17 protein-coding genes are annotated in these 18,568 nt (G+C 67.3%); 4 read left to right on the forward strand and 13 right to left on the reverse strand.

Annotation, left to right across the window (positions count from 1 at the left end):
• The 12 genes from F1599_RS25785 to sdhC form a co-directional block, all read right to left on the reverse strand.
• A partial coding sequence (locus F1599_RS25785) for a type IV pilus assembly protein FimV (protein ID WP_317845734.1) occupies nucleotides 1–1,600 on the reverse strand: 1,600 nt, incomplete at its 3' end.
• 183 nt (nucleotides 1,601–1,783) lie between these two features.
• Nucleotides 1,784–2,920, reverse strand: coding sequence for an aspartate-semialdehyde dehydrogenase (gene asd / locus F1599_RS07975; protein WP_150082706.1), 1,137 nt, complete (start codon nucleotides 2,918–2,920; stop codon nucleotides 1,784–1,786).
• 286 nt (nucleotides 2,921–3,206) lie between these two features.
• A complete protein-coding gene (leuB, locus tag F1599_RS07980) occupies nucleotides 3,207–4,274 on the reverse strand; it encodes a 3-isopropylmalate dehydrogenase (protein WP_150082707.1) in 1,068 nt (355 codons plus the stop codon).
• Nucleotides 4,275–4,354: 80 nt separating this feature from the next.
• Nucleotides 4,355–5,005, reverse strand: a complete 651-nt coding sequence (gene leuD / locus F1599_RS07985; RefSeq protein WP_149316995.1) for a 3-isopropylmalate dehydratase small subunit — start codon at nucleotides 5,003–5,005, stop codon at nucleotides 4,355–4,357.
• 33 nt (nucleotides 5,006–5,038) lie between these two features.
• Nucleotides 5,039–6,448: a 3-isopropylmalate dehydratase large subunit gene (gene leuC, locus F1599_RS07990; RefSeq protein ID WP_150082708.1), complete on the reverse strand. Its 1,410-nt coding sequence runs from the start codon at nucleotides 6,446–6,448 to the stop codon at nucleotides 5,039–5,041.
• Between the two features lie 401 nt (nucleotides 6,449–6,849).
• Entirely contained in the window at nucleotides 6,850–8,649 is a 1,800-nt protein-coding gene (locus F1599_RS07995) for a methyl-accepting chemotaxis protein (protein WP_150082709.1), read from the reverse strand.
• A gap of 189 nt (nucleotides 8,650–8,838) precedes the next feature.
• Nucleotides 8,839–10,140 carry a citrate synthase gene (gltA, locus tag F1599_RS08000; protein ID WP_149316992.1) on the reverse strand — a complete coding sequence of 434 codons (1,302 nt, stop codon included), beginning with the start codon at nucleotides 10,138–10,140 and terminating at the stop codon, nucleotides 8,839–8,841.
• A gap of 42 nt (nucleotides 10,141–10,182) precedes the next feature.
• Nucleotides 10,183–10,467 (reverse strand): FAD assembly factor SdhE, encoded by a 285-nt coding sequence (locus F1599_RS08005; protein ID WP_006578088.1) that lies wholly within the window; start codon nucleotides 10,465–10,467, stop codon nucleotides 10,183–10,185.
• 52 nt (nucleotides 10,468–10,519) lie between these two features.
• Nucleotides 10,520–11,221, reverse strand: a complete 702-nt coding sequence (locus tag F1599_RS08010; protein ID WP_149316991.1) for a succinate dehydrogenase iron-sulfur subunit — start codon at nucleotides 11,219–11,221, stop codon at nucleotides 10,520–10,522.
• Between the two features lie 42 nt (nucleotides 11,222–11,263).
• The gene (sdhA, locus tag F1599_RS08015; RefSeq protein WP_149316990.1) at nucleotides 11,264–13,042 is read right to left on the reverse strand and encodes a succinate dehydrogenase flavoprotein subunit; all 1,779 of its coding nucleotides are present in this window, start codon (nucleotides 13,040–13,042) and stop codon (nucleotides 11,264–11,266) included.
• A 3-nt stretch (nucleotides 13,043–13,045) separates the two neighbouring features.
• Nucleotides 13,046–13,357 carry a succinate dehydrogenase, hydrophobic membrane anchor protein gene (gene sdhD / locus F1599_RS08020; RefSeq protein WP_255650780.1) on the reverse strand — a complete coding sequence of 104 codons (312 nt, stop codon included), beginning with the start codon at nucleotides 13,355–13,357 and terminating at the stop codon, nucleotides 13,046–13,048.
• Nucleotides 13,358–13,423: 66 nt separating this feature from the next.
• Nucleotides 13,424–13,834 (reverse strand): succinate dehydrogenase, cytochrome b556 subunit, encoded by a 411-nt coding sequence (sdhC, locus tag F1599_RS08025; protein WP_006578084.1) that lies wholly within the window; start codon nucleotides 13,832–13,834, stop codon nucleotides 13,424–13,426.
• On the opposite strand from sdhC, the gene F1599_RS08030 reads away from it, so the two are divergent.
• On the forward strand, nucleotides 13,833–14,165 hold the full coding sequence (locus F1599_RS08030) for a hypothetical protein (protein ID WP_150082710.1): 333 nt from the start codon (nucleotides 13,833–13,835) through the stop codon (nucleotides 14,163–14,165). The genes sdhC and F1599_RS08030 overlap by 2 nt on opposite strands.
• 62 nt (nucleotides 14,166–14,227) lie before the next feature.
• On the opposite strand, the gene F1599_RS08035 is transcribed toward F1599_RS08030, so the two are convergent.
• Nucleotides 14,228–15,133 (reverse strand): GntR family transcriptional regulator, encoded by a 906-nt coding sequence (locus F1599_RS08035; protein ID WP_150082711.1) that lies wholly within the window; start codon nucleotides 15,131–15,133, stop codon nucleotides 14,228–14,230.
• A gap of 421 nt (nucleotides 15,134–15,554) precedes the next feature.
• Here F1599_RS08035 and F1599_RS08040 point away from each other — a divergent pair, with 421 nt between their 5' ends.
• The 3 genes from F1599_RS08040 to F1599_RS08050 form a co-directional block, all read left to right on the forward strand.
• Nucleotides 15,555–16,538 (forward strand): malate dehydrogenase, encoded by a 984-nt coding sequence (locus tag F1599_RS08040; RefSeq protein WP_006578853.1) that lies wholly within the window; start codon nucleotides 15,555–15,557, stop codon nucleotides 16,536–16,538.
• Nucleotides 16,539–16,779: 241 nt separating this feature from the next.
• Nucleotides 16,780–17,760, forward strand: coding sequence for an HpcH/HpaI aldolase/citrate lyase family protein (locus F1599_RS08045; protein ID WP_150082712.1), 981 nt, complete (start codon nucleotides 16,780–16,782; stop codon nucleotides 17,758–17,760).
• Nucleotides 17,761–18,034: 274 nt separating this feature from the next.
• A partial coding sequence (locus F1599_RS08050; protein WP_150082713.1) for a hypothetical protein occupies nucleotides 18,035–18,568 on the forward strand: 534 nt, incomplete at its 3' end.

The raw sequence follows: 18,568 nt of genomic DNA on the forward strand, positions 1-18,568 counted from the left end.
CGCCCTGGGTGACCGAAGCCGGCGCTGCCGCGCCAGGCGGCGTCCCTTGGGCAACCGGGGCGGGCGCGGCTGCTGCAGGCTGCGTGCCTTGCGCGACCGTGGCCGGCGCCGCCGGTGCGCTGGCGCCCTGCCCCTGCACCCCACCCTGCCCGTCCGGCCCCAGCCTGGCCAGCTCGGCGCTCTTCATCTCCAGCAGGCGCTGCATGTCGCCGACGTTCTTGCGCAGCTGCGTCAGGCGCTCCTCCGCCTCGCGCAGCTGGCGTTCACGTGCGACCTGTGCTTCCGTGGTCTCGCCCTTGGGCGCCACGGCGCCGGCCTCCGGCTTGCTGAGCCGCAGTTCGTCGCGGGCCTGTTCGGGCACGGCGGCATCGCGCACGCGCGCGGTGATCTGGCCCCGCTGCTGCTGGCCGCTTTGCGGCTGCACCTGCATCGCGGCAGCGGCATCGGCCAGGCGGTTGCGGTAGGCGTCGAAGGCGCGGGTATGGGCGACGATCTCGCGGCGCGCCTCGGGCCCGGCGATCGTGCCGGCCTGCTGCGCCGACGGCAGCGACAGCACCGCGCCGGCCTTCAGGCGGTTCATGTTGCCGGCGATGAAGGCGTCGCGATTGGCGCGGTACAGCGCCACCACCATCTGATCGAGCGAGACGTCGTCGGCCACCACGCGCTGCTGCGCGAGCTCCCGCGCGATGCCGTACAGATGGTCGCCACGGCGCACGGTATAGCTGCCGCCGGCCATGGCGGGCGACTTCGTGGCGGGCTTGGCGGCCGGCTTCGTGACCGAGTCGGCGGCGGCGTTCGCGCCCGGCTTCGCACCCGAGTTGGCAGTGGCGGCCGGCCGTTCCTGATCGGGCGCGGCAGCCGACGGCCCGGCCGGCTCCGGCGTGGCGGCCTGCACCAGCGGCGCCGCGCCGGCGTCGGGCTGCGCCGCGATGGCGGGATCGGCCGGCGGCGGGGCAAGCAGCACGGTGTAGGCCCTGGTCACAGTCCCCGTTGTGCCCGTTGCCCCAGTTGCCCCAGTTGCCCCCGTTGTGCCCGATGTGCCCGTTGTGCCCGTTGTGCCCGTTGTGCCCGTTGTGCCGGTTGTGCCGGTTGTGCCGGTTGTGCCGGTTGTGCCGGTTGTGCCGGTTGTGCCGGTTGTGGCCGTTGTGCCCGTTGCCCCCGTTGTCCCCACGGTTCCCGCTGGCCCGCGCAGCTCGAGCAGCAGGTCGATGAAGTTCTCCCCCACCGGCTGCGCCGAGCGCAGCCGCGCCACCGGGCGGCCGTCGGCATTGTGCGTCAGCTCGATCCGCAGCCCCTCGGCCCCCGCCGGGTAGGTCAGCCCCGCCGCGGCATAGGCCTGCGGCGACGCCAGTGCCACCGTCAGGCCCTCGGCCTCTCCGGCCGCGACATCGCGCAGCTCGATCTCCGCCTGCAGCGGCTGGCCCTGCCCCGAGCGCACCTGCAGCGAACCGAGCGCCGCGGCGTGAGCGGCCGACGGCAGCAGCGCCTGGCTCAGCAGCACGCCGAGAGCGGCGGCCGCCAGCGCGTGGCGGCGCGGGCGGCGCGCACCTTGCGCACGGTGCGGATGGTTCGGCGTGGGGTGGCGGCGATGGTGGCTCACAGGGACCTCATGCGGGGTGGGGGTTCGACGGGCGATCGCGCGAAAGCACGGTATTGTGACCCAGGACCCCGACGGAACAATGTCCGGAAACGACGACGCCGCGCATCGGCGCGGCGTCGTTGGCCAGCGGGTGGCGCGGCGGCGGCCTGCATGTTGCCTTGCCGCAACGCCACCTCGGCGGGATCAGCTCTCGATCAGGATCCGCAGCATGCGGCGCAGCGGCTCGGCGGCGCCCCACAGCAGCTGGTCGCCGACGGTGAAGGCCGACAGGTACTCGCCGCCCATCTGCATCTTGCGCAGGCGGCCGACCGGGATCGTCAGCGTGCCGGTCACCGCGGCCGGCGTCAGGTCGGTCATGCTGGCTTCGCGGGTGTTCGGCACGACCTTGGCCCACGGGTTATGGGCGGCCAGCATGCCTTCGATCTCGTCCAGCGGCACGTCGCGGCGCAGCTTGATGGTCAGCGCCTGCGAGTGGCAGCGCATCGCGCCGATGCGCACGCACAGGCCGTCGACCGCGATCGGCGTGGCGCCGGTCGCACCGAGGAAGCCGTCGCCGCGGCCCAGGATCTTGTTGGTCTCGGCGCCGCCCTTCCATTCCTCGCGCGACACGCCGTTGCCCAGGTCCTTGTCGATCCACGGAATCAGGTTGCCGGCCAGCGGCACGCCGAACTGCTTCGTTTCCTCGCCGGACAGGCCGTGCTGGGTCGCCAGGATGGTGCGGTCGATCTCGAGGATGGCCGAGGCCGGATCGTCCAGCAGCGGCTTGACCGCGGCGTTCAGCGTGCCGAACTGCGTCAGCAGCTCGCGCATGTGCTGCGCGCCGCCGCCCGAGGCCGCCTGATAGGTCATCGAGGTCATCCACTCGACCAGGTCGTGCTGGAACAGCCCGCCCAGGCCCATCAGCATGCAGCTGACCGTGCAGTTGCCGCCGATGAAATTCTTGACGCCCTTGGACAGCGCGTCCTTGATCACACCCTGGTTGACCGGATCGAGCACGATGATCGCGTCGTCCTTCATCCGCAGCGACGAGGCGGCATCGATCCAGTAGCCCTTCCAGCCCGCGGCGCGCAGCTTGGGGAAGACCTCGTTGGTGTAGTCGCCGCCCTGGGCGGTCAGCACGACGTCGCAGCGCTTGAGCGCCTCGATGTCGTTGGCGTCCTGCAGCGTGGTTTCGTTCTTCGCCATCGCCGGGGCCTTGCCGCCTGCGTTGGACGTGCTGAAGAAAACCGGCTCGATATGGTCGAAGTCGCGCTCTTCCTGCATGCGTTGCATCAGCACGCTGCCGACCATTCCTCGCCAACCGACGAGACCTACAATCATGACAAACCTCGGATGTGATTGAAACTTCCCCGCATTTTCCTCGCCCGGCGTGGCTGCGCGGGGAAGACGAGCAGGCACGACGAACGATCTAGGCGATCGTGGTTTTAATAATGGTTTTAATCGTCGTTGCGGTGATGGTGCCGCGCGCACCCGCGCCCGTCGTCGCGCGCAGGGCGGCCGTCGAGGCGATGTCAGTCGGGAGGGACCGGGGGTTCGGGAGCATCGGCGCAGTCTACACGATTTTGCGGGATCCGGCCGGGGCGCACGCGCCCCGGCCTGCGAGCCCTTACAGCGCGGCCAGCACGGCCTCGCCCATCTCGCGGGTGCCGACCTGCCGGCAACCCGGCGTGACGATGTCCGCGGTGCGGTAGCCCTGGGCCAGCACGAACTTGACGGCGTTCTCGATGCGGTCGGCCTGCTCGGCCTTGTTCAGCGAATAGCGCAGCATCATCGCCGCCGACAGGATGGTCGCCAGCGGGTTGGCGACGCCCTTGCCGGCGATGTCCGGCGCCGAACCGTGCGAGGGCTCGTACAGGCCCTTGTTGTTGGCGTCCAGCGAGGCCGAGGGCAGCATGCCGATCGAGCCCGTCAGCATCGCCGCCTCGTCCGACAGGATGTCGCCGAACATGTTGCCGGTGACGATCACGTCGAAGCTCTTGGGCGCCTTGATCAGCTGCATCGCCGCGTTGTCGACGTACATGTGCGACAGCTCGACGTCCGGATACTCCTTCGAGACCTCGATCACGATGTCCTTCCAGAACTGGAAGGTCTCCAGCACGTTGGCCTTGTCGACGCTGCACAGCTTCTTGCCGCGCTTGGCCGCCGCCTGGAACGCCACGTGGGCGATGCGGCGGATTTCCGGCTCGCTGTAGCGCATCGTGTCGAAGCCCTCGCGCGCGCCGGGGAACAGCCCGTCGGTCGCCGTGCGCACGCCGCGCGGCTGGCCGAAATAGATGTCGCCGTTCAGCTCGCGCACGATCAGGATGTCCAAGCCCGCCACCAGCTCGGGCTTCAGGCTCGAGGCGCCGGTCAGCTCGGGATAGCAGATCGCCGGGCGGAAGTTGGCGAACAGCTGCAGATGCTTGCGCAGGCCCAGGATGGCCTGCTCGGGGCGCAGCGCGCGCTCCAGGCTGTCGTACTTCCAGTCGCCCACCGCGCCGAACAGGATCGCGTCGGCCTGCTGGGCGAGCTTGAGCGTCTCCTCCGGCAGCGGGTGGCCCTTGGCCTCGTAGCCGGCGCCGCCCACCGGCGCGGTTTCCATCTCGAACTTCTCGTCGAGCGCGTTCAGGACCTTGACGGCCTGTTCGACGATCTCGGGGCCGATGCCGTCGCCCGGCAGGACTGCGATCTTCATGCTGTGTTTGCCTTGTTGTCGTTTCGGTTCGTTGCAATGCGCGCGCGGCTCGGCGCGCGCTGTGCGGTGCTACGGCGGCGTCAGCCGACCAGCCGGTTGTTCAGCCACGGCATCTTCGTCACGCGCTCGGCCTCGAAGGCGCGGATCTTGTCCGCGTGGCGCAGCGTCAGGCCGATATCGTCGAAGCCGTTCAGCATGCAGTACTTGCGGAACGGCGCGATGTCGAACTCGAAGCCCGCGCCCGACGGCGTGATCACGGCCTGGCGCTCCAGGTCGATGGTCAGCTGGTAGCCGTTGAAGGCGTTGGTCTCGTTGAACAGCTGGTCGACCTGGGCCGCGGTCAGCACCACCGGCAGCAGGCCGTTCTTGTAGCAGTTGTTGAAGAAGATGTCGGCGAAGCTCGGCGCGATCACCGCGCGGAAGCCGTACTGCGTCAGCGCCCACGGCGCATGCTCGCGGGAGCTGCCGCAGCCGAAGTTCTCGCGCGCCAGCAGGATCGACGCGCCCTGGTAGCGCGGCTGGTTCAGCACGAAGTCCGGGTTCAGCGGGCGCTTGCTGTTGTCCTGGCCGGGCTGGCCGACATCGAGATAGCGCCATTCGTCGAACAGGTTCGGGCCGAAGCCCGTGCGCTTGATCGACTTGAGGAATTGCTTGGGGATGATCGCGTCGGTATCGACGTTGGCACGATCGAGCGGCGCCACCAGGCCCTTGTGTACAGTGAACTTTTCCATGGTCTCGTCCTTGGTTCCGGGGTCGGCGATGCGTCAGCCGAGCTGGCGGATATCGACAAAATGGCCTTCGATCGCGGCCGCCGCGGCCATCGCCGGGCTGACCAGATGCGTGCGGCCGCCGGCGCCCTGCCGGCCCTCGAAATTGCGGTTCGAGGTCGAGGCGCAGCGCTCGCCCGGATCGAGCCGGTCGGCATTCATCGCCAGGCACATCGAGCAGCCCGGCTCGCGCCATTCGAAGCCGGCGGCCTTGAAGACCTTGTCCAGCCCTTCGCGCTCGGCCTGTTCCTTGACCAGGCCCGAGCCCGGCACCACCATCGCCAGCTTGACGTTCGGGGCGATGCGGCGGCCCAGCTTCTGCACCACCCAGGCGGCGGCGCGCATGTCCTCGATCCGGCTGTTGGTGCACGAGCCGATGAACACCTTGTCGATGCGCACGTCCTGGATCGGCACGTTCGGCTGCAGGCCCATGTACTGCAGCGCGCGCTCGATCGCGTTGCGCTTGTTCGGGTCCTTTTCCTTGTCCGGATCGGGGATGCGGTCCTCGATGCTGATCACCATTTCGGGCGAGGTGCCCCAGGTGACCTGCGGACGCACTTCCTCGGCACGCAGCTCGACCACGCGGTCGAAATGCGCGCCCGGGTCCGAATGCAGCGTGCGCCAGTAGGCGACCGCCTGCTCCCATTCGGCGCCCTGCGGGGCGTAGGGGCGGCCCTTGACGTATTCGAGCGTGACGTCGTCGACGGCGATCAGGCCGGCGCGCGCGCCCGCTTCGATCGCCATGTTGCAGACCGTCATGCGCCCTTCCATGGTCAGGTCGCGGATCGCCGAGCCGGCGAACTCGATGGTGTAGCCGGTGCCGCCCGCGGTGCCGATCTTGCCGATGATGGCCAGCACGATGTCCTTGGCGGTGCAGCCGCGCGGCAGCTTGCCCTCGACCTTGACCAGCATGTTCTTCGCCTTCTTGCCCAGCAGCGTCTGCGTGGCCAGCACGTGCTCGACCTCGGAGGTGCCGATGCCGTGCGCCAGCGCGCCGAAGGCGCCGTGCGTGCTGGTGTGCGAGTCGCCGCAGACCACCGTCATGCCCGGCAGCGTCGCGCCCTGCTCCGGTCCGATCACGTGCACGATGCCCTGGCGGTGGTCGTTCATCTTGAACTGCGTGATGCCGTAGGCGTCGCAGTTGGCGTCCAGCGTGTCGACCTGGAGCCTGGAGATCGGGTCGGCGATGCCGTGGCTGCGGTCGGTGGTCGGCACGTTGTGGTCCGACACCGCCAGGTTCGCGCTGATGCGCCACACCGGCCGCTCGGCCAGCTTCAGCCCTTCGAACGCCTGCGGGCTGGTCACCTCGTGCAGCAGGTGCCGGTCGATATAGAGCAGCGTGGTGCCGTCTTCCTCGACGTGCACGGTATGGTCGTCCCAGAGTTTGTCGTAGAGCGTCTTGGCCATGTCGCGGGGGGCGGCGACAGCCTCGCCGAGGCGGGCCGGCACCGCTGATAGAAGTTGCGGGGAGGAGGTCTTCGCAGCGTCGGTGGCAGCGCGGGGCTGCGTGGCTGCGTTTGCTTGACTTCGGGGGGAATTATGCCGGAAACCCCGGCGAAACAAGGGTTTGGCGCCGCCAGCGATGTAATGTGATTGGCGAAAGGGGGATTTCGCGGATGGCGAAAACGGGGTTTTGGCGCCGGTTTTGACACCGTTCTCGAACGCCCCGTTTCGCAAGGCCTCGTTTCGCAAGGCCCCGTTTCGCAAGGGCGCGTTTTTCAGGGCCGCGCTTTTCGGGGCCTTGCAGAGCAGGCGGCGGGCGGCTGCCCGCTCGCCCGCCCCTTCCCTCCGTCAAGCCGTCGATGCCCTCAATCCAGCCGGAACGTCCGCACCACGCCGGCCAGCCGGCCCGCCTGGTCCTGCAGCATCGTCGCCGCGGCGGTCGACTGCTCCACCAGCGCCGCGTTCTGCTGGACCATCTGGTCGAGCTGCCCCACCGCCGCATTGACCTCCTGGATGCCGCGCGTCTGCTCCTGCGCCGCATGCAGGATTTCGGAGATCACCTGCGACACGCTGTTCACGTTGCCGACGATCTCGCGCATGGTCCCGCCGCTGCGCTCGACCTGCTCGGAGCCGGCGTTGACGCTGCTGACCGTCGACTCGATCAGCGTCTTGATTTCCCTGGCGGCCTGCGAGCTGCGCTGCGCCAGCGAGCGCACCTCGCCGGCCACCACCGCGAAGCCGCGCCCCTGCTCGCCGGCGCGCGCCGCTTCCACGGCGGCGTTCAGCGCAAGGATATTGGTCTGGAACGCGATGCCGTCGATCACGCCGGTGATGTCCGACACCTTGACCGCCGCCTGCTGCACGTCGCCCATGGTCTGGACCGCGGCGTCGATCGCCTGCCCGCCCTCGTTGGCGACCTGCCTGGCCTGCACCGACGAGCGCTCGGCGGCGCGGGCAGACGCTTCGGACTGCCCCACCGTGGCCGTGATCTGCTCCATCGACGCGGCGGTCTGCTGCAGGCTCGCGGCCGCCGATTCGGTGCGGCGCGACAGGTCGGCATTGCCGGCGGCGATCTCGTTGGCGGCCCCGTGCACGGCCTCGCTGGCATCGCGGATCTGCCGCATCACGCCGACCAGCTTGTCGGCAAACGCGTTGAAGGCGACGGCGATCTGCGCGACTTCGTCCTTGCCCTGCGCCGGCAGCCGGCGCGTCAGGTCGCCGTCGCCGCTGCCGATGGCCGCCATCGCATCGCGGATCGACGACAGGCGGCGGAACGAGACCGCCGTCACGGCCGCCATGATCAGCGCGGCGGCCAGCGCCACGACGACCAGCGAGATCACCGAGGCGACCAGCACCGAACGCATGCCCGCAGTGGCCTCGGCCTTGTCCAGCGCGATCACCGCCATCCAGTCCGTGCCCGGAACGGCGGTGACGCCCAGCAGCTTGGCCTCGTCGCCGACCGTCACCTCCATCGGCGTGTCAAGGCCCAGCTGCGCCGCCAGCTTGTCGCCGTCAAGACCCGGAATCAGTTCGCCGATCGGCTTGAGCATCAGCTTGTCGTCGCCGTACGCGACGATCTGGCCGTTGCGCGACACCAGGATGCCGAAGCTGCTCGGCGTCGGATGGATCGAGCGCACGTTGTTGACCACGCCGTCCATCGGCACATTGCCGCCGACCACGGCGCGCAGGCTGCCGTCGCGGACGATCGGCACCGCGAACGTCACCACCATCTTGCCGGTACTGGCCGAGACATAAGGCGGGGTGACCACCGGCTTGCCGGCGGCCGCGGCGAGCTTGTACCACGGCCGCGAGGTCGGGTCGAAGCCCGGCTTCACGCTCTCGGGATTCGAGAAATGGTGGCGCTTGTCGGGGTAGCCGACGAAGGTGTTCAGAAACCCGCCGGCCTCGACGATCAGCTTGAGCACGGGGCCGGGGTCCTCCTGCAGCGCGGCCTCGTGCAGCGCGGCCATGCTGGCCGTGTGGGCCGACACCCATTCGGCGATGGCATCGACATGGCCGGCCTGCACCGCGCGCAGGTTGTTGCGGATGGCTTCGTCGTTGTAGCGGGAGGCAACGAGGTGATTGACGAAGGCGTTGCAGACCAGCGCGACGACGACGATGGCGACGGAAAATCCAACGATGCGCGCGCGCAGCGAGGCAAACATGTGATTACCCCTTCTCTTGTGATGGGCCGGATGCAGACGATTGCTGCATCGATTTACGGCGCACTGGACGAAAGGGTTGAGTAGGGACAAATCCCTGTTCAGAAATCGCGCTCGCTAGCCGCTCCCCCCAAAAAAAACGCCCCGTGCCGGAGCACGGGGCGTTCTTCGACGCGGAACGGGAAGCGGGAATCAGCGCTTGCCCATCTCCGGCACGTCGCGGGTCGCGGCGCCGTTGAACAGCTGGCGCGGACGGCCGATCTTGTACTCCGGATCGGTGATCATCTCTTCCCACTGCGAGATCCAGCCCACGGTACGGGCCAGCGCGAAGATGCAGGTGAACATCGAGGTCGGGATGCCCAGCGCGCGCTGCACGATGCCCGAGTAGAAGTCGACGTTCGGGTACAGCTTGCGGCTGACGAAGTACTCGTCTTCCAGCGCGATCTTCTCGAGCTCCATCGCCAGCTTGAACAGCGGGTCGTTGTGCAGGCCCAGCTCGTTCAGCACCTCGTGGCAGGTCTCGCGCATCAGCTTGGCGCGCGGGTCGTAGTTCTTGTAGACGCGGTGGCCGAAGCCCATCAGGCGCACGCCCGAGTTCTTGTCCTTGACCTGCTTGATGAACTCGCTGATGTTGTCGACGCTGCCGATCTCTTCCAGCATGTTCAGCGCCGCCTCGTTGGCGCCGCCGTGAGCCGGGCCCCACAGGCAGGCCACGCCCGAGGCGATTGCCGCGAACGGGTTGGTGCCCGACGAACCGGCCAGGCGCACGGTCGAGGTCGAGGCGTTCTGCTCGTGGTCGGCGTGCAGGATGAAGATGCGGTCCAGCGCGCGCTCGAGCACCGGGTTGACCTGGAACGGCGCGCACGGCGTGGCGAACATCATGCGCATGAAGTTGCCGGTGTACGACAGGTCGTTCTGCGGATAGATGTACGGCTGGCCGATGTTGTACTTGTAGGACATCGCGACCAGGGTCGGCATCTTGGCGATCAGGCGGATCGCCGAGATTTCGCGCTGGTGCGGATCGTTGATGTCCATCGCGTCGTGATAGAACGCGGACATGCCGCCCACCAGGCCGGTCAGCACGGCCATCGGGTGCGCGTCGCGGCGGAAGCCGCGCATGAAGAACTGCATCTGCTCGTGAACCATCGTGTGGTTCATCACGCGGCCGACGAATTCTTCCTTCTGCTTGGCGTTGGGCAGCTCGCCCTTGAGCAGCAGGTAGCAGACTTCGAGGAAGTCGCACTTCTCGGCCAGTTGCTCGATCGGATAGCCGCGGTACAGCAGTTCGCCCTTGTCACCGTCGATATAGGTGATACGGGAATTGCAGGAGGCCGTCGACATGAAACCCGGGTCGTAGGTGAACTTGCCGGTCTGGCCGTACAGCTTGCGGATGTCGATCACGTCCGGGCCGACGGTACCCTTGTAGATCGGCAGCTCGACGCTGGGGGACCCATCGGAGAACGATAGCGTGGCTTTCACATCGGACGGCGTCATGTCGGTTCCTTCAAATGCTAAGAATAATAGTGTTGACCAAACTCACACCGAGCGCAGCAGGCCTAGCAGCTTGCGCATCGGCGGCGTGTCGAGCTCACCGTCCAGCTCCTTGCGGGCAAGCAGCAGGTCCATCAACTCGTTGTCGCTGAGCTCGAGCAGCTCGCTCAGCGATGCCACGTCCTCGTCGGACAGGCTCTCCTCGTAACGGTTGAAAAAACGTTCGACGATGATGTCGTTCTCCAGCAGGCCGCGGCGCGCGCGCCAGCGCAGTCGCGCCCGCTTGTGCGGGTCGGCCTGATGGGAGAAAGTGGTGGGGTGATCCGTCATATGGCTTGGCCTTCACGGACGACGCCGTGGGGCGTCGTCCGGTCCAGCAGGTTCAGACCGCGCGGCGAACCATCAATTCCCGAATCTTGCCGATCGCCTTGGTCGGATTCAGTCCCTTCGGGCACACATCCACGCAGTTCATGATGGTGTGGCAGCGGAACAGGCGATACGGGTCGTTCAGGTCGTCCAGACGCTGGTTGGTGGCCTGGTCGCGGCTGTCGGCGATGAAGCGGTAGGCCTGCAGCAGGCCGGCCGGGCCGACGAACTTGTCCGGGTTCCACCAGAACGACGGGCACGAGGTCGAGCAGCTCGCGCACAGAATACACTCGTACAGGCCGTCGAGCTCGTCGCGCTCTTCCGGCGACTGCAGGCGCTCCTTCTCGGGCGGCGGCTCGTCGTTGATCAGGAACGGCTTGATCGAGTGGTACTGCTTGAAGAACTGCGTCATGTCGACGATCAGGTCGCGCACGACGGGCAGGCCCGGCAGCGGACGCAGCACGATGCGGTCCGGCAGCTCGCGCATGTTGGTCAGGCAGGCCAGGCCGTTCTTGCCGTTGATGTTCATCGCGTCCGAACCGCACACGCCTTCGCGGCAGGAGCGGCGGAACGAGATGCTCTCGTCGAGTTTCTTGAGCTTGACCAGGGCATCGAGCAGCATGCGCTCGTGACCGTCGAGCTCGACCTCGTAGGTCTGCATGCGGGGCGCCGCGTCCTTGTCCGGATCGTAGCGGTAGACTTCGAAAATACGCTTCATTTCTGTGGGTCCTGTAGTCGTCTGTAGTCGCCTACGCGGTGCTTAGAAGGTGCGGGCCTTGGGCGGAACGCTTTCGACCGTCAGCGGCTGCATCTTGACCGGCTTGTAGTCGAGACGGTTGCCTTCGCTGTAGAACAGCGAGTGCTTGAGCCAGTTCTCGTCGTCGCGGGTCGGGAAGTCGCTGTGGGCGTGGGCGCCGCGCGATTCCTTGCGCGCCGCGGCCGAGATCATCGTGGCCTTGGCCACTTCGACCAGGTTGGCCACTTCCAGCGCCTCGACCAGCGCGGTGTTGAACACCTTCGACTTGTCCTTCAGGTGGATGTTGTCCGAACGCTCGGCCACTTCCAGGATGCGCTGCACGCCTTCGTCCATCAGCTTCTGCGTGCGGAACACGCCGGCGTGCGACTGCATGTTGCGGCGGATGTCGTTGGCGACGTCCTGCGCATACTCGCCCGACGAGGACGACTGCAGCTTGGCCAGGCGCGACAGCGCGCGGTCGGCGGCGTCCGCCGGCAGCGGCTTGTGTTCCTTCTGCTTGAGCGCGGTCGAGATGATGTGGTTGCCGGCGGCGCGGCCGAACACCACCAGGTCCAGCAGCGAGTTGGTGCCCAGGCGGTTGGCGCCGTGCACCGACACGCAGGAGCATTCGCCGATCGCGTAGAAGCCGTTGACGACCTCGTTGGGGTTGCCGTTCTTCGGCACCACCACCTGGCCGTAGTAGTTGGTCGGAATGCCGCCCATCTGGTAGTGGATGGTGGGCACGACCGGGATCGGTTCCTTGATCGCGTCGACGTTGGCGAACTTCAGGCCGATCTCGCGGATCGACGGCAGGCGCTTCATGATCTTCTCGGCGCCGACGTGGGTCAGGTCGAGCAGCACGTAGTCGCCGTTCGGGCCGCAGCCGCGGCCTTCCTTGATTTCCTGGTCCATCGAGCGCGAGACGAAGTCGCGCGGCGCCAGGTCCTTCAGCGTCGGCGCATAGCGCTCCATGAAGCGTTCGCCGTCCTTGTTGCGCAGGATGCCGCCTTCGCCGCGCACGCCTTCGGTGATCAGCACGCCCGCGCCGGCCACGCCGGTCGGGTGGAACTGCCAGAACTCCATGTCTTCCAGCGGCACGCCGGCGCGCGCCGCCATGCCCAGGCCGTCACCGGTGTTGATGAAGGCGTTGGTCGACGCGGCGTAGATGCGGCCGGCGCCGCCGGTGGCGAACAGCGTGGTCTTGGCTTCGAGGATGTAGACCTCGCCGGTTTCCATTTCCAGCGCGGTCACGCCCAGCACGTCGCCGTCCTGGTCGCGGATCAGGTCCAGCGCCATCCATTCGACGAAGAAGTGGGTCTTGGCGCGGACGTTGCGCTGGTACAGCGTGTGCAGCAGCGCGTGGCCGGTACGGTCGGCCGCGGCGCAGGCACGCTGCACCGGCTTCTCGCCGTAGTTGGCGGTGTGGCCGCCGAACGGGCGCTGGTAGATCGTGCCGTCGGGGTTGCGGTCGAACGGCATGCCGAAGTGTTCGAGCTCGTAGACCACCTTCGGCGCTTCACGGCACATGAACTCGATGGCGTCCTGGTCGCCGAGCCAGTCCGAGCCCTTGACCGTGTCGTAGAAGTGATAGTGCCAGTTGTCCTCGCTCATGTTGCCGAGCGAGGCACCGATGCCGCCCTGCGCCGCCACCGTGTGCGAGCGCGTGGGGAACACCTTGGAGAGCACGGCGACGTTCAGGCCGGCTTCCGCGAGCTGGAGGGATGCGCGCATCCCGGCGCCGCCCGCCCCGACGATGACCACGTCAAAGCGCCGACGCGGCAATCCAGTCTTGACTGCGACCATGAATTACACCCTCCAGAGAATCTGAGCAGCGTAGCCCGCGCATCCGACGAGCCACAGAATCGTAAGAACTTGCAGCACGAGGCGAACCGCCATCGGCTTCACGTAGTCCATCCAGATGTCGCGCACGCCGATCCAGGCGTGATAGAGCAGCGACAGGATCGTGACGAATGTCAGGATCTTCATCCATTGATTGGCGAACAGGCCCGCCCAGCCCTCATACGAGGCACCGTTCGACAACAGGAACGCCACCGCCAGCACGACGGTGTAGACCACCATCACCACGGCGGTCACGCGTTGCGCCAGCCATTCCTTCATGCCGTAGTGGGCACCGACGACCAGACGCTTGGGACCGATATTGTTATTTGCCACCTTGCATGCTCCTCAAAACACGCCGAACAGCTTCAGACCGAACACGGCGGTCAGAAGCAGGCTGACGATCAGCACGGCGATGGCCGACTTGGCCGACGACGGCTTGTCCACGCCGACGTGCATGTCCAGCAGGAGGAAGCGGATACCGGCGCAGAAATGATGCAGATAGCCCCAGATCAGAACCAGCAGAACCAGCTTGACGAAGCCACCGGACAGAAGGGCCGAGAACTTTGCGAAGCTCAGTTCGGAAGTGACGCTCTGCTCGAAGAGGTAGAGGATGAAAGGAAGGAGGAGGAACAGCAGCGCACCGCTGACGCGATGCAGGATGGACACCTTGCCGGCCCAGGGCAACCGGTAGCGTGCAAGTTGCCCGATACCGATATTCCGGAACTCCGGCCTGGCTTGTTTGACGGCTTCAGCCATGCGAGACCCCATTAGCGATAAAAAAACGAAAGAGCCGAATGCACAATGTGCAAATCCACGTGATTTTAGCGCCTTTGTTGCGCGGCGCACCAATAATTTTCGACTATCGCACACCAACATGGCAGCCGCGACAATCGCGCGCAACGCCATTGCGCAACGAATCTCGCGGTGCCGGATTTCGCGCCGCCGTCACGCATGCCACGCGCTCGCATCACGCATTGAACGGGCATTGAACGGGCATTCAACACGCCACGCGACACGCAGCCGCGGCGCTCTCCACCACCCCTCGCCGCGCATTCCGATCGCCCTGCGCAATGCCGGCCGCCGTTGACGACAAGGCGCGCAACAATCGCCCGCGTCATGCGTTCTCTCGCGCGTGGGTGCGCGGGCCGTTCAGCTCAGATCGTTCTGGTAATAGTGCCGCGTGGTCACATACAGCCCGCGCCGTACTTCGACGGGACGGTCGCCATAGGTGAACGAGACCCGCTCCACCGACAGCAGCGGCGAACCGGGTTCGACCGACAGCAGCGCCGCGGCGGTCTCGTCGGCGCTGACGGCGCGGATCTTCTCGGTGGCGCGCACCATGCGCGTGCCGTACTCGGCCTCGAACAGCGCGTACATCGGCCCTTTCCACTCGGTCAGCTTCTCCGCCGTCAGGCCCTTGAAGTTCGCGCCCAGCAGCCAGATGTCGTCGAGCACGGTGGCTTCGCCGGAGAAGAACAGCACGCGGCGGATCTGCACCACGCTGTCGCCGGTGCGGATGTCGAGCAGCCGCGCGATCTCGGCCGGCGCCCGCAGGCGCTTGCATTCGAGCACCCGGCTGGCGCCGTAGTGCGGCTCGCCCTCGTCGGGGACCAGCCGCAGGAATCGGAACTTGACCACGTCCTCGTGATGGGTCGTCACGAAGGTGCCCTTGCCCTGCCGGCGCGCGACCAGGTTCTCCGCCGCGAGCTCGTCGATCGCCTTGCGGACCGTGCCCTGGCTGACCTTGTAGCGGGCCGCCAGCTCCATCTCGCTCGGGATCATCTCGCCCGGCTTCCACTCGCCGGACTGCAGGCTCTGCAGGATCAGCGACTTGATCTGCTGGTAAAGCGGGCTGAAGGTCGGGGAAACCGCCTGGGAAGCGGCCTGGGAAGCGGCGGAGGCAGTGGCCGGGGGGACGGCCGCGGCACTGGCGGCGCTGGAAGCGGCCGGTGCGCTGGCGGGCGTGGACGCCGACGTCCCGGCGCCGGGCGTGGCGGCGCCATCTTGCGCGGCCGTCACGGCGGCGGCGGCGAGGGACGTGGGCAACGTGGACATAGGCGGATTTCACCACAGATCGGCAAAGCGCGTCCAGCACTGCATCAAATGTCTTATGTCTTATATAAGACATATGAATTGACAGCCCATGCCACGGCGCCTACACTCGCGCCCTGTCGTGCGCCCGCGGTCCGCCCACGGATGCGCGTCCCCGGGTGCGCTGTGGTGCGGTTCGCCGCCCGCCTCGGCCGGAATACGGCTGGATGCGGTCCCCGGCTTCGCAGTAGACTTACGCCTTGTCGTCATCCGCGACCCGCCGCGGCACCTCCGCCCGCCCTGCCGAGCGCGGCGCCGGACGGTGCGCCGCCGCCCGTGGCGACAACCTCGCTCCCGGTGTGCCCCGGCGCAATGGCGCGACAATCGCGCGCCGCGCCTCGTGCCGCACCGGCCGGTTTCCCTTTCTTCGTTTGGAGACTTACAGATGGCTAAAGCCCCCATGCGCGTCGCAGTGACCGGCGCCGCTGGCCAGATCGGCTACTCCCTGCTGTTCCGCATCGCCAACGGCGACATGCTCGGCAAAGACCAGCCGGTCATCCTGCAGCTGCTGGACCTGCCGCAGGCCCAGAACGCCGTCAAGGGCGTCGTGATGGAGCTGGAAGACTGCGCGTTCCCGCTGCTGGCCGGCGTGGTGATCACCGACGATCCCAAGGTCGCGTTCAAGGACGCCGACGTCGCGCTGCTGGTCGGCGCCCGTCCGCGCAGCAAGGGCATGGAGCGCAAGGACCTGCTCGAAGCCAATGCGCAGATCTTCACGGTGCAGGGCAAGGCGCTGGACGAAGTCGCCAGCCGCAACGTCAAGGTGCTGGTGGTCGGCAACCCGGCCAACACCAACGCCTATATCGCGATGAAGTCGGCACCGAACCTGCCGAAGGAAAACTTCACCGCGATGCTGCGCCTGGACCACAACCGCGCGCTGTCGCAGATCGCCGCCAAGACCGGCAAGCCGGTGTCGTCGATCGAGAAGCTGTTCGTCTGGGGCAACCACAGCCCGACCATGTACGCCGACTACCGCTACGCGACCGTCGACGGCCAGAGCGTCAAGGACCTGATCAACGACCACGCCTGGAACAACGACGTGTTCCTGCCGACCGTCGGCAAGCGCGGCGCCGCCATCATCGAGGCGCGCGGCCTGTCGTCGGCCGCCTCGGCCGCCAATGCGGCGATCGACCACGTGCGTGACTGGGTGCTGGGCTCGAACGGCAAGTGGGTCACGATGGGCATCCCGTCGGACGGCTCGTACGGCATTCCGCAGGACGTGATGTTCGGCTTCCCGGTCACCACCGCCAACGGCAAGTACGAACTGGTCAAGGGCCTGGAGATCGACGCCTACAGCCAGGAAAAGATCAACATCACGCTGAAGGAACTGGAAGAGGAACGCGCCGGCGTGCAGCACCTGCTGGGCTGATACCCTTCCCTTCGCCGCATGCGAAACCGGGGCACCGCAACGAATCATCGAAGCGGGCCCCGGTTTTTTGTTGGTCCCCGCGTAGGCGTACGTCCGATACCGGCCGCGCCGCCTTCGCTGTAAACGGGTTGTTCCGGCGTTTGCCGTCCTTGCCCCGATGTGCCGCGATGCGGCCGGGCAAGCCAGCCCCGCTTCCCGAATTTTCCCGATTCCCTCTCCCACCGTTAGAGACGAAGACGACGTGCATCCATCCGAAGTCTTGTTCCAGGGCGAAGCCGTACCGGTCCAGTTGCCGGTCTGCGACCACTATGCCGGCAGCGAGAAGCTGATGCGCAAATCGCTGGCGCTGCAGCAGGAGCTCGGCCCGGTATTCGACCTGACGCTCGATTGCGAGGACGGCGCCGCGGTCGGCAACGAGCGCGAGCATGCGCAGCTGTGCGCGCAGCTGATCAACGGCCCGCTGAACCTGTACAACCGCGTCGGCGTGCGCATCCACGATCCCGCGCATCCGAGCTGGGGCGACGACGTCGATATCCTGGTCGCCGGCGCCGGCGCGCGGCTGGCCTATGTGACGGTGCCCAAGGTCACCGACGTGGTCGAAGTCGCCCGCGTGACCGACCGCGTCAACCAGGCCGCGCGCGCGGCCGGCATCGCCCGCCATATCCCGATCCACGTGCTGATCGAAACCCACGCCGCGCTCGAGCAGGTATTCCGCATCGCCTCGCTGGTGCAGGTCGAATGCCTGAGCTTCGGCCTGATGGATTTCGTGTCGGCGCATCACGGCGCGATTCCCGGCGAGGCGATGCGCTCGCCGCAGCAGTTCGAGCATCCGCTGGTGCGCCGCGCCATGCTGGAGATCTCGGCGGCCTGCCATCGCCACGGCAAGGTGCCCTCGCACAACGTCAGCACCGATATCCAGAACCCGGAGCGCGCCGGCGACGACGCGCGCCGCGCCCGCGCCGAGCTCGGCTTCCTGCGCAAATGGAGCATCCATCCGGCGCAGATCGCGCCGATCGTGCGGGCCTTCCAGCCGGGGGACGAGGAGATCGGCCTGGCCAGCGCGATCCTGCTGGCCGCGCACGAGAACAACTGGGCGCCGATCCGGCACCAGGGCGAGCTGCACGACCGCGCCAGCTACCGCTACTACTGGGCGCTGCTGCAGCGCGCCCATGCGACCGGCGCCACGCTGCCGGCAAATGTGACGGAACTGTTTTTCGGCTAGGCCGGCGCCGGGGGCATCGCCAATGACGGTGCGCCGGCGGTTCGGCAAATCGGCGAGAATAGCGGCGCCGCGTTTGGCGTGAACCCGGCAGACCGGCAGGCCGCAAGGCCAGGACCAAGATCCGGGACCCGTATCCAGGACCAGGGACACGGGACTCAGGACCCAAGACCCAAGACCAATAAGCGCGACAGCGCAGAATCCGCAGATCCAGATCCAATTTCAGATTGAGACCTGCAATTTCCGCATCCACCCATCCATATCGAGGAAGTATCCGATGAAACACCTCCTGCTCGCCGCCTGCCTCGGCGTCTTCACGCTGTCGGCCGGAAGCGCCGCCATCGCCCAGGAAACCGCCAAGAAGGCCAGCACGGCCAAGAAGAGCGCCGCCAAACCGAAGGCCAAGGCCAGCAGCAAGACCGCGGCCGCGGCCCCGGTGGTGCCGGAAGGCGAGAAGTGGCAGTGCGAACTGGGCAAGTCGCTGTACGTCGCCGGCAACATGCTGCGCGACGAAGTGATCACCGTGCACTGGGACGGCCGTAACCACCGCCTGCCCCGCCAGGCCACGGTGACCGGCGCCGACCGCTATTTCGACCCGCAATCGGGCCTGGACCTGGTGGTGATCCCCAGCAAGGCCATGCTGTTCGACCGCAACCACGGCCAGCGCCTGGCGGACGAATGCCAGACCACCGCCATGCTGGCTGGCGCCGCCGCGCCCACCCAGTCCGGCGCGCTGCGCGCCCCGGTGACCACGCCGCTGCTGGTCGCGCCGCCGACGCCGGCCACGCCGGCCCAGGACGGCCAGCCCGCC

This window comes from Cupriavidus cauae, from assembly GCF_008632125.1.
GTDB classification, from domain to species: Bacteria; Pseudomonadota; Gammaproteobacteria; order Burkholderiales; family Burkholderiaceae; genus Cupriavidus; species Cupriavidus cauae.

Excerpts from the sequence above, each read along its gene's own strand:
- F1599_RS08005 (WP_006578088.1), bottom strand. The coding sequence starts at position 10,467 with ATGACGGATCACCCCACCACTTTCTCCCATCAGGCCGACCCGCACAAG.
- gltA (WP_149316992.1), bottom strand. The coding sequence starts at position 10,140 with ATGACGCCGTCCGATGTGAAAGCCACGCTATCGTTCTCCGATGGGTCC.
- F1599_RS08010 (WP_149316991.1), bottom strand. The coding sequence starts at position 11,221 with ATGAAGCGTATTTTCGAAGTCTACCGCTACGATCCGGACAAGGACGCG.
- F1599_RS08040 (WP_006578853.1), top strand. The coding sequence starts at position 15,555 with ATGGCTAAAGCCCCCATGCGCGTCGCAGTGACCGGCGCCGCTGGCCAG.
- leuC (WP_150082708.1), bottom strand. The coding sequence starts at position 6,448 with ATGGCCAAGACGCTCTACGACAAACTCTGGGACGACCATACCGTGCAC.
- F1599_RS08030 (WP_150082710.1), top strand. The coding sequence starts at position 13,833 with ATGCGAGACCCCATTAGCGATAAAAAAACGAAAGAGCCGAATGCACAA.
- F1599_RS08035 (WP_150082711.1), bottom strand. The coding sequence starts at position 15,133 with ATGTCCACGTTGCCCACGTCCCTCGCCGCCGCCGCCGTGACGGCCGCG.
- F1599_RS07995 (WP_150082709.1), bottom strand. The coding sequence starts at position 8,649 with ATGTTTGCCTCGCTGCGCGCGCGCATCGTTGGATTTTCCGTCGCCATC.
- sdhA (WP_149316990.1), bottom strand. The coding sequence starts at position 13,042 with ATGGTCGCAGTCAAGACTGGATTGCCGCGTCGGCGCTTTGACGTGGTC.
- leuD (WP_149316995.1), bottom strand. The coding sequence starts at position 5,005 with ATGGAAAAGTTCACTGTACACAAGGGCCTGGTGGCGCCGCTCGATCGT.
- sdhC (WP_006578084.1), bottom strand. The coding sequence starts at position 13,834 with ATGGCTGAAGCCGTCAAACAAGCCAGGCCGGAGTTCCGGAATATCGGT.
- asd (WP_150082706.1), bottom strand. The coding sequence starts at position 2,920 with ATGATTGTAGGTCTCGTCGGTTGGCGAGGAATGGTCGGCAGCGTGCTG.
- leuB (WP_150082707.1), bottom strand. The coding sequence starts at position 4,274 with ATGAAGATCGCAGTCCTGCCGGGCGACGGCATCGGCCCCGAGATCGTC.
- sdhD (WP_255650780.1), bottom strand. The coding sequence starts at position 13,357 with ATGAAGGAATGGCTGGCGCAACGCGTGACCGCCGTGGTGATGGTGGTC.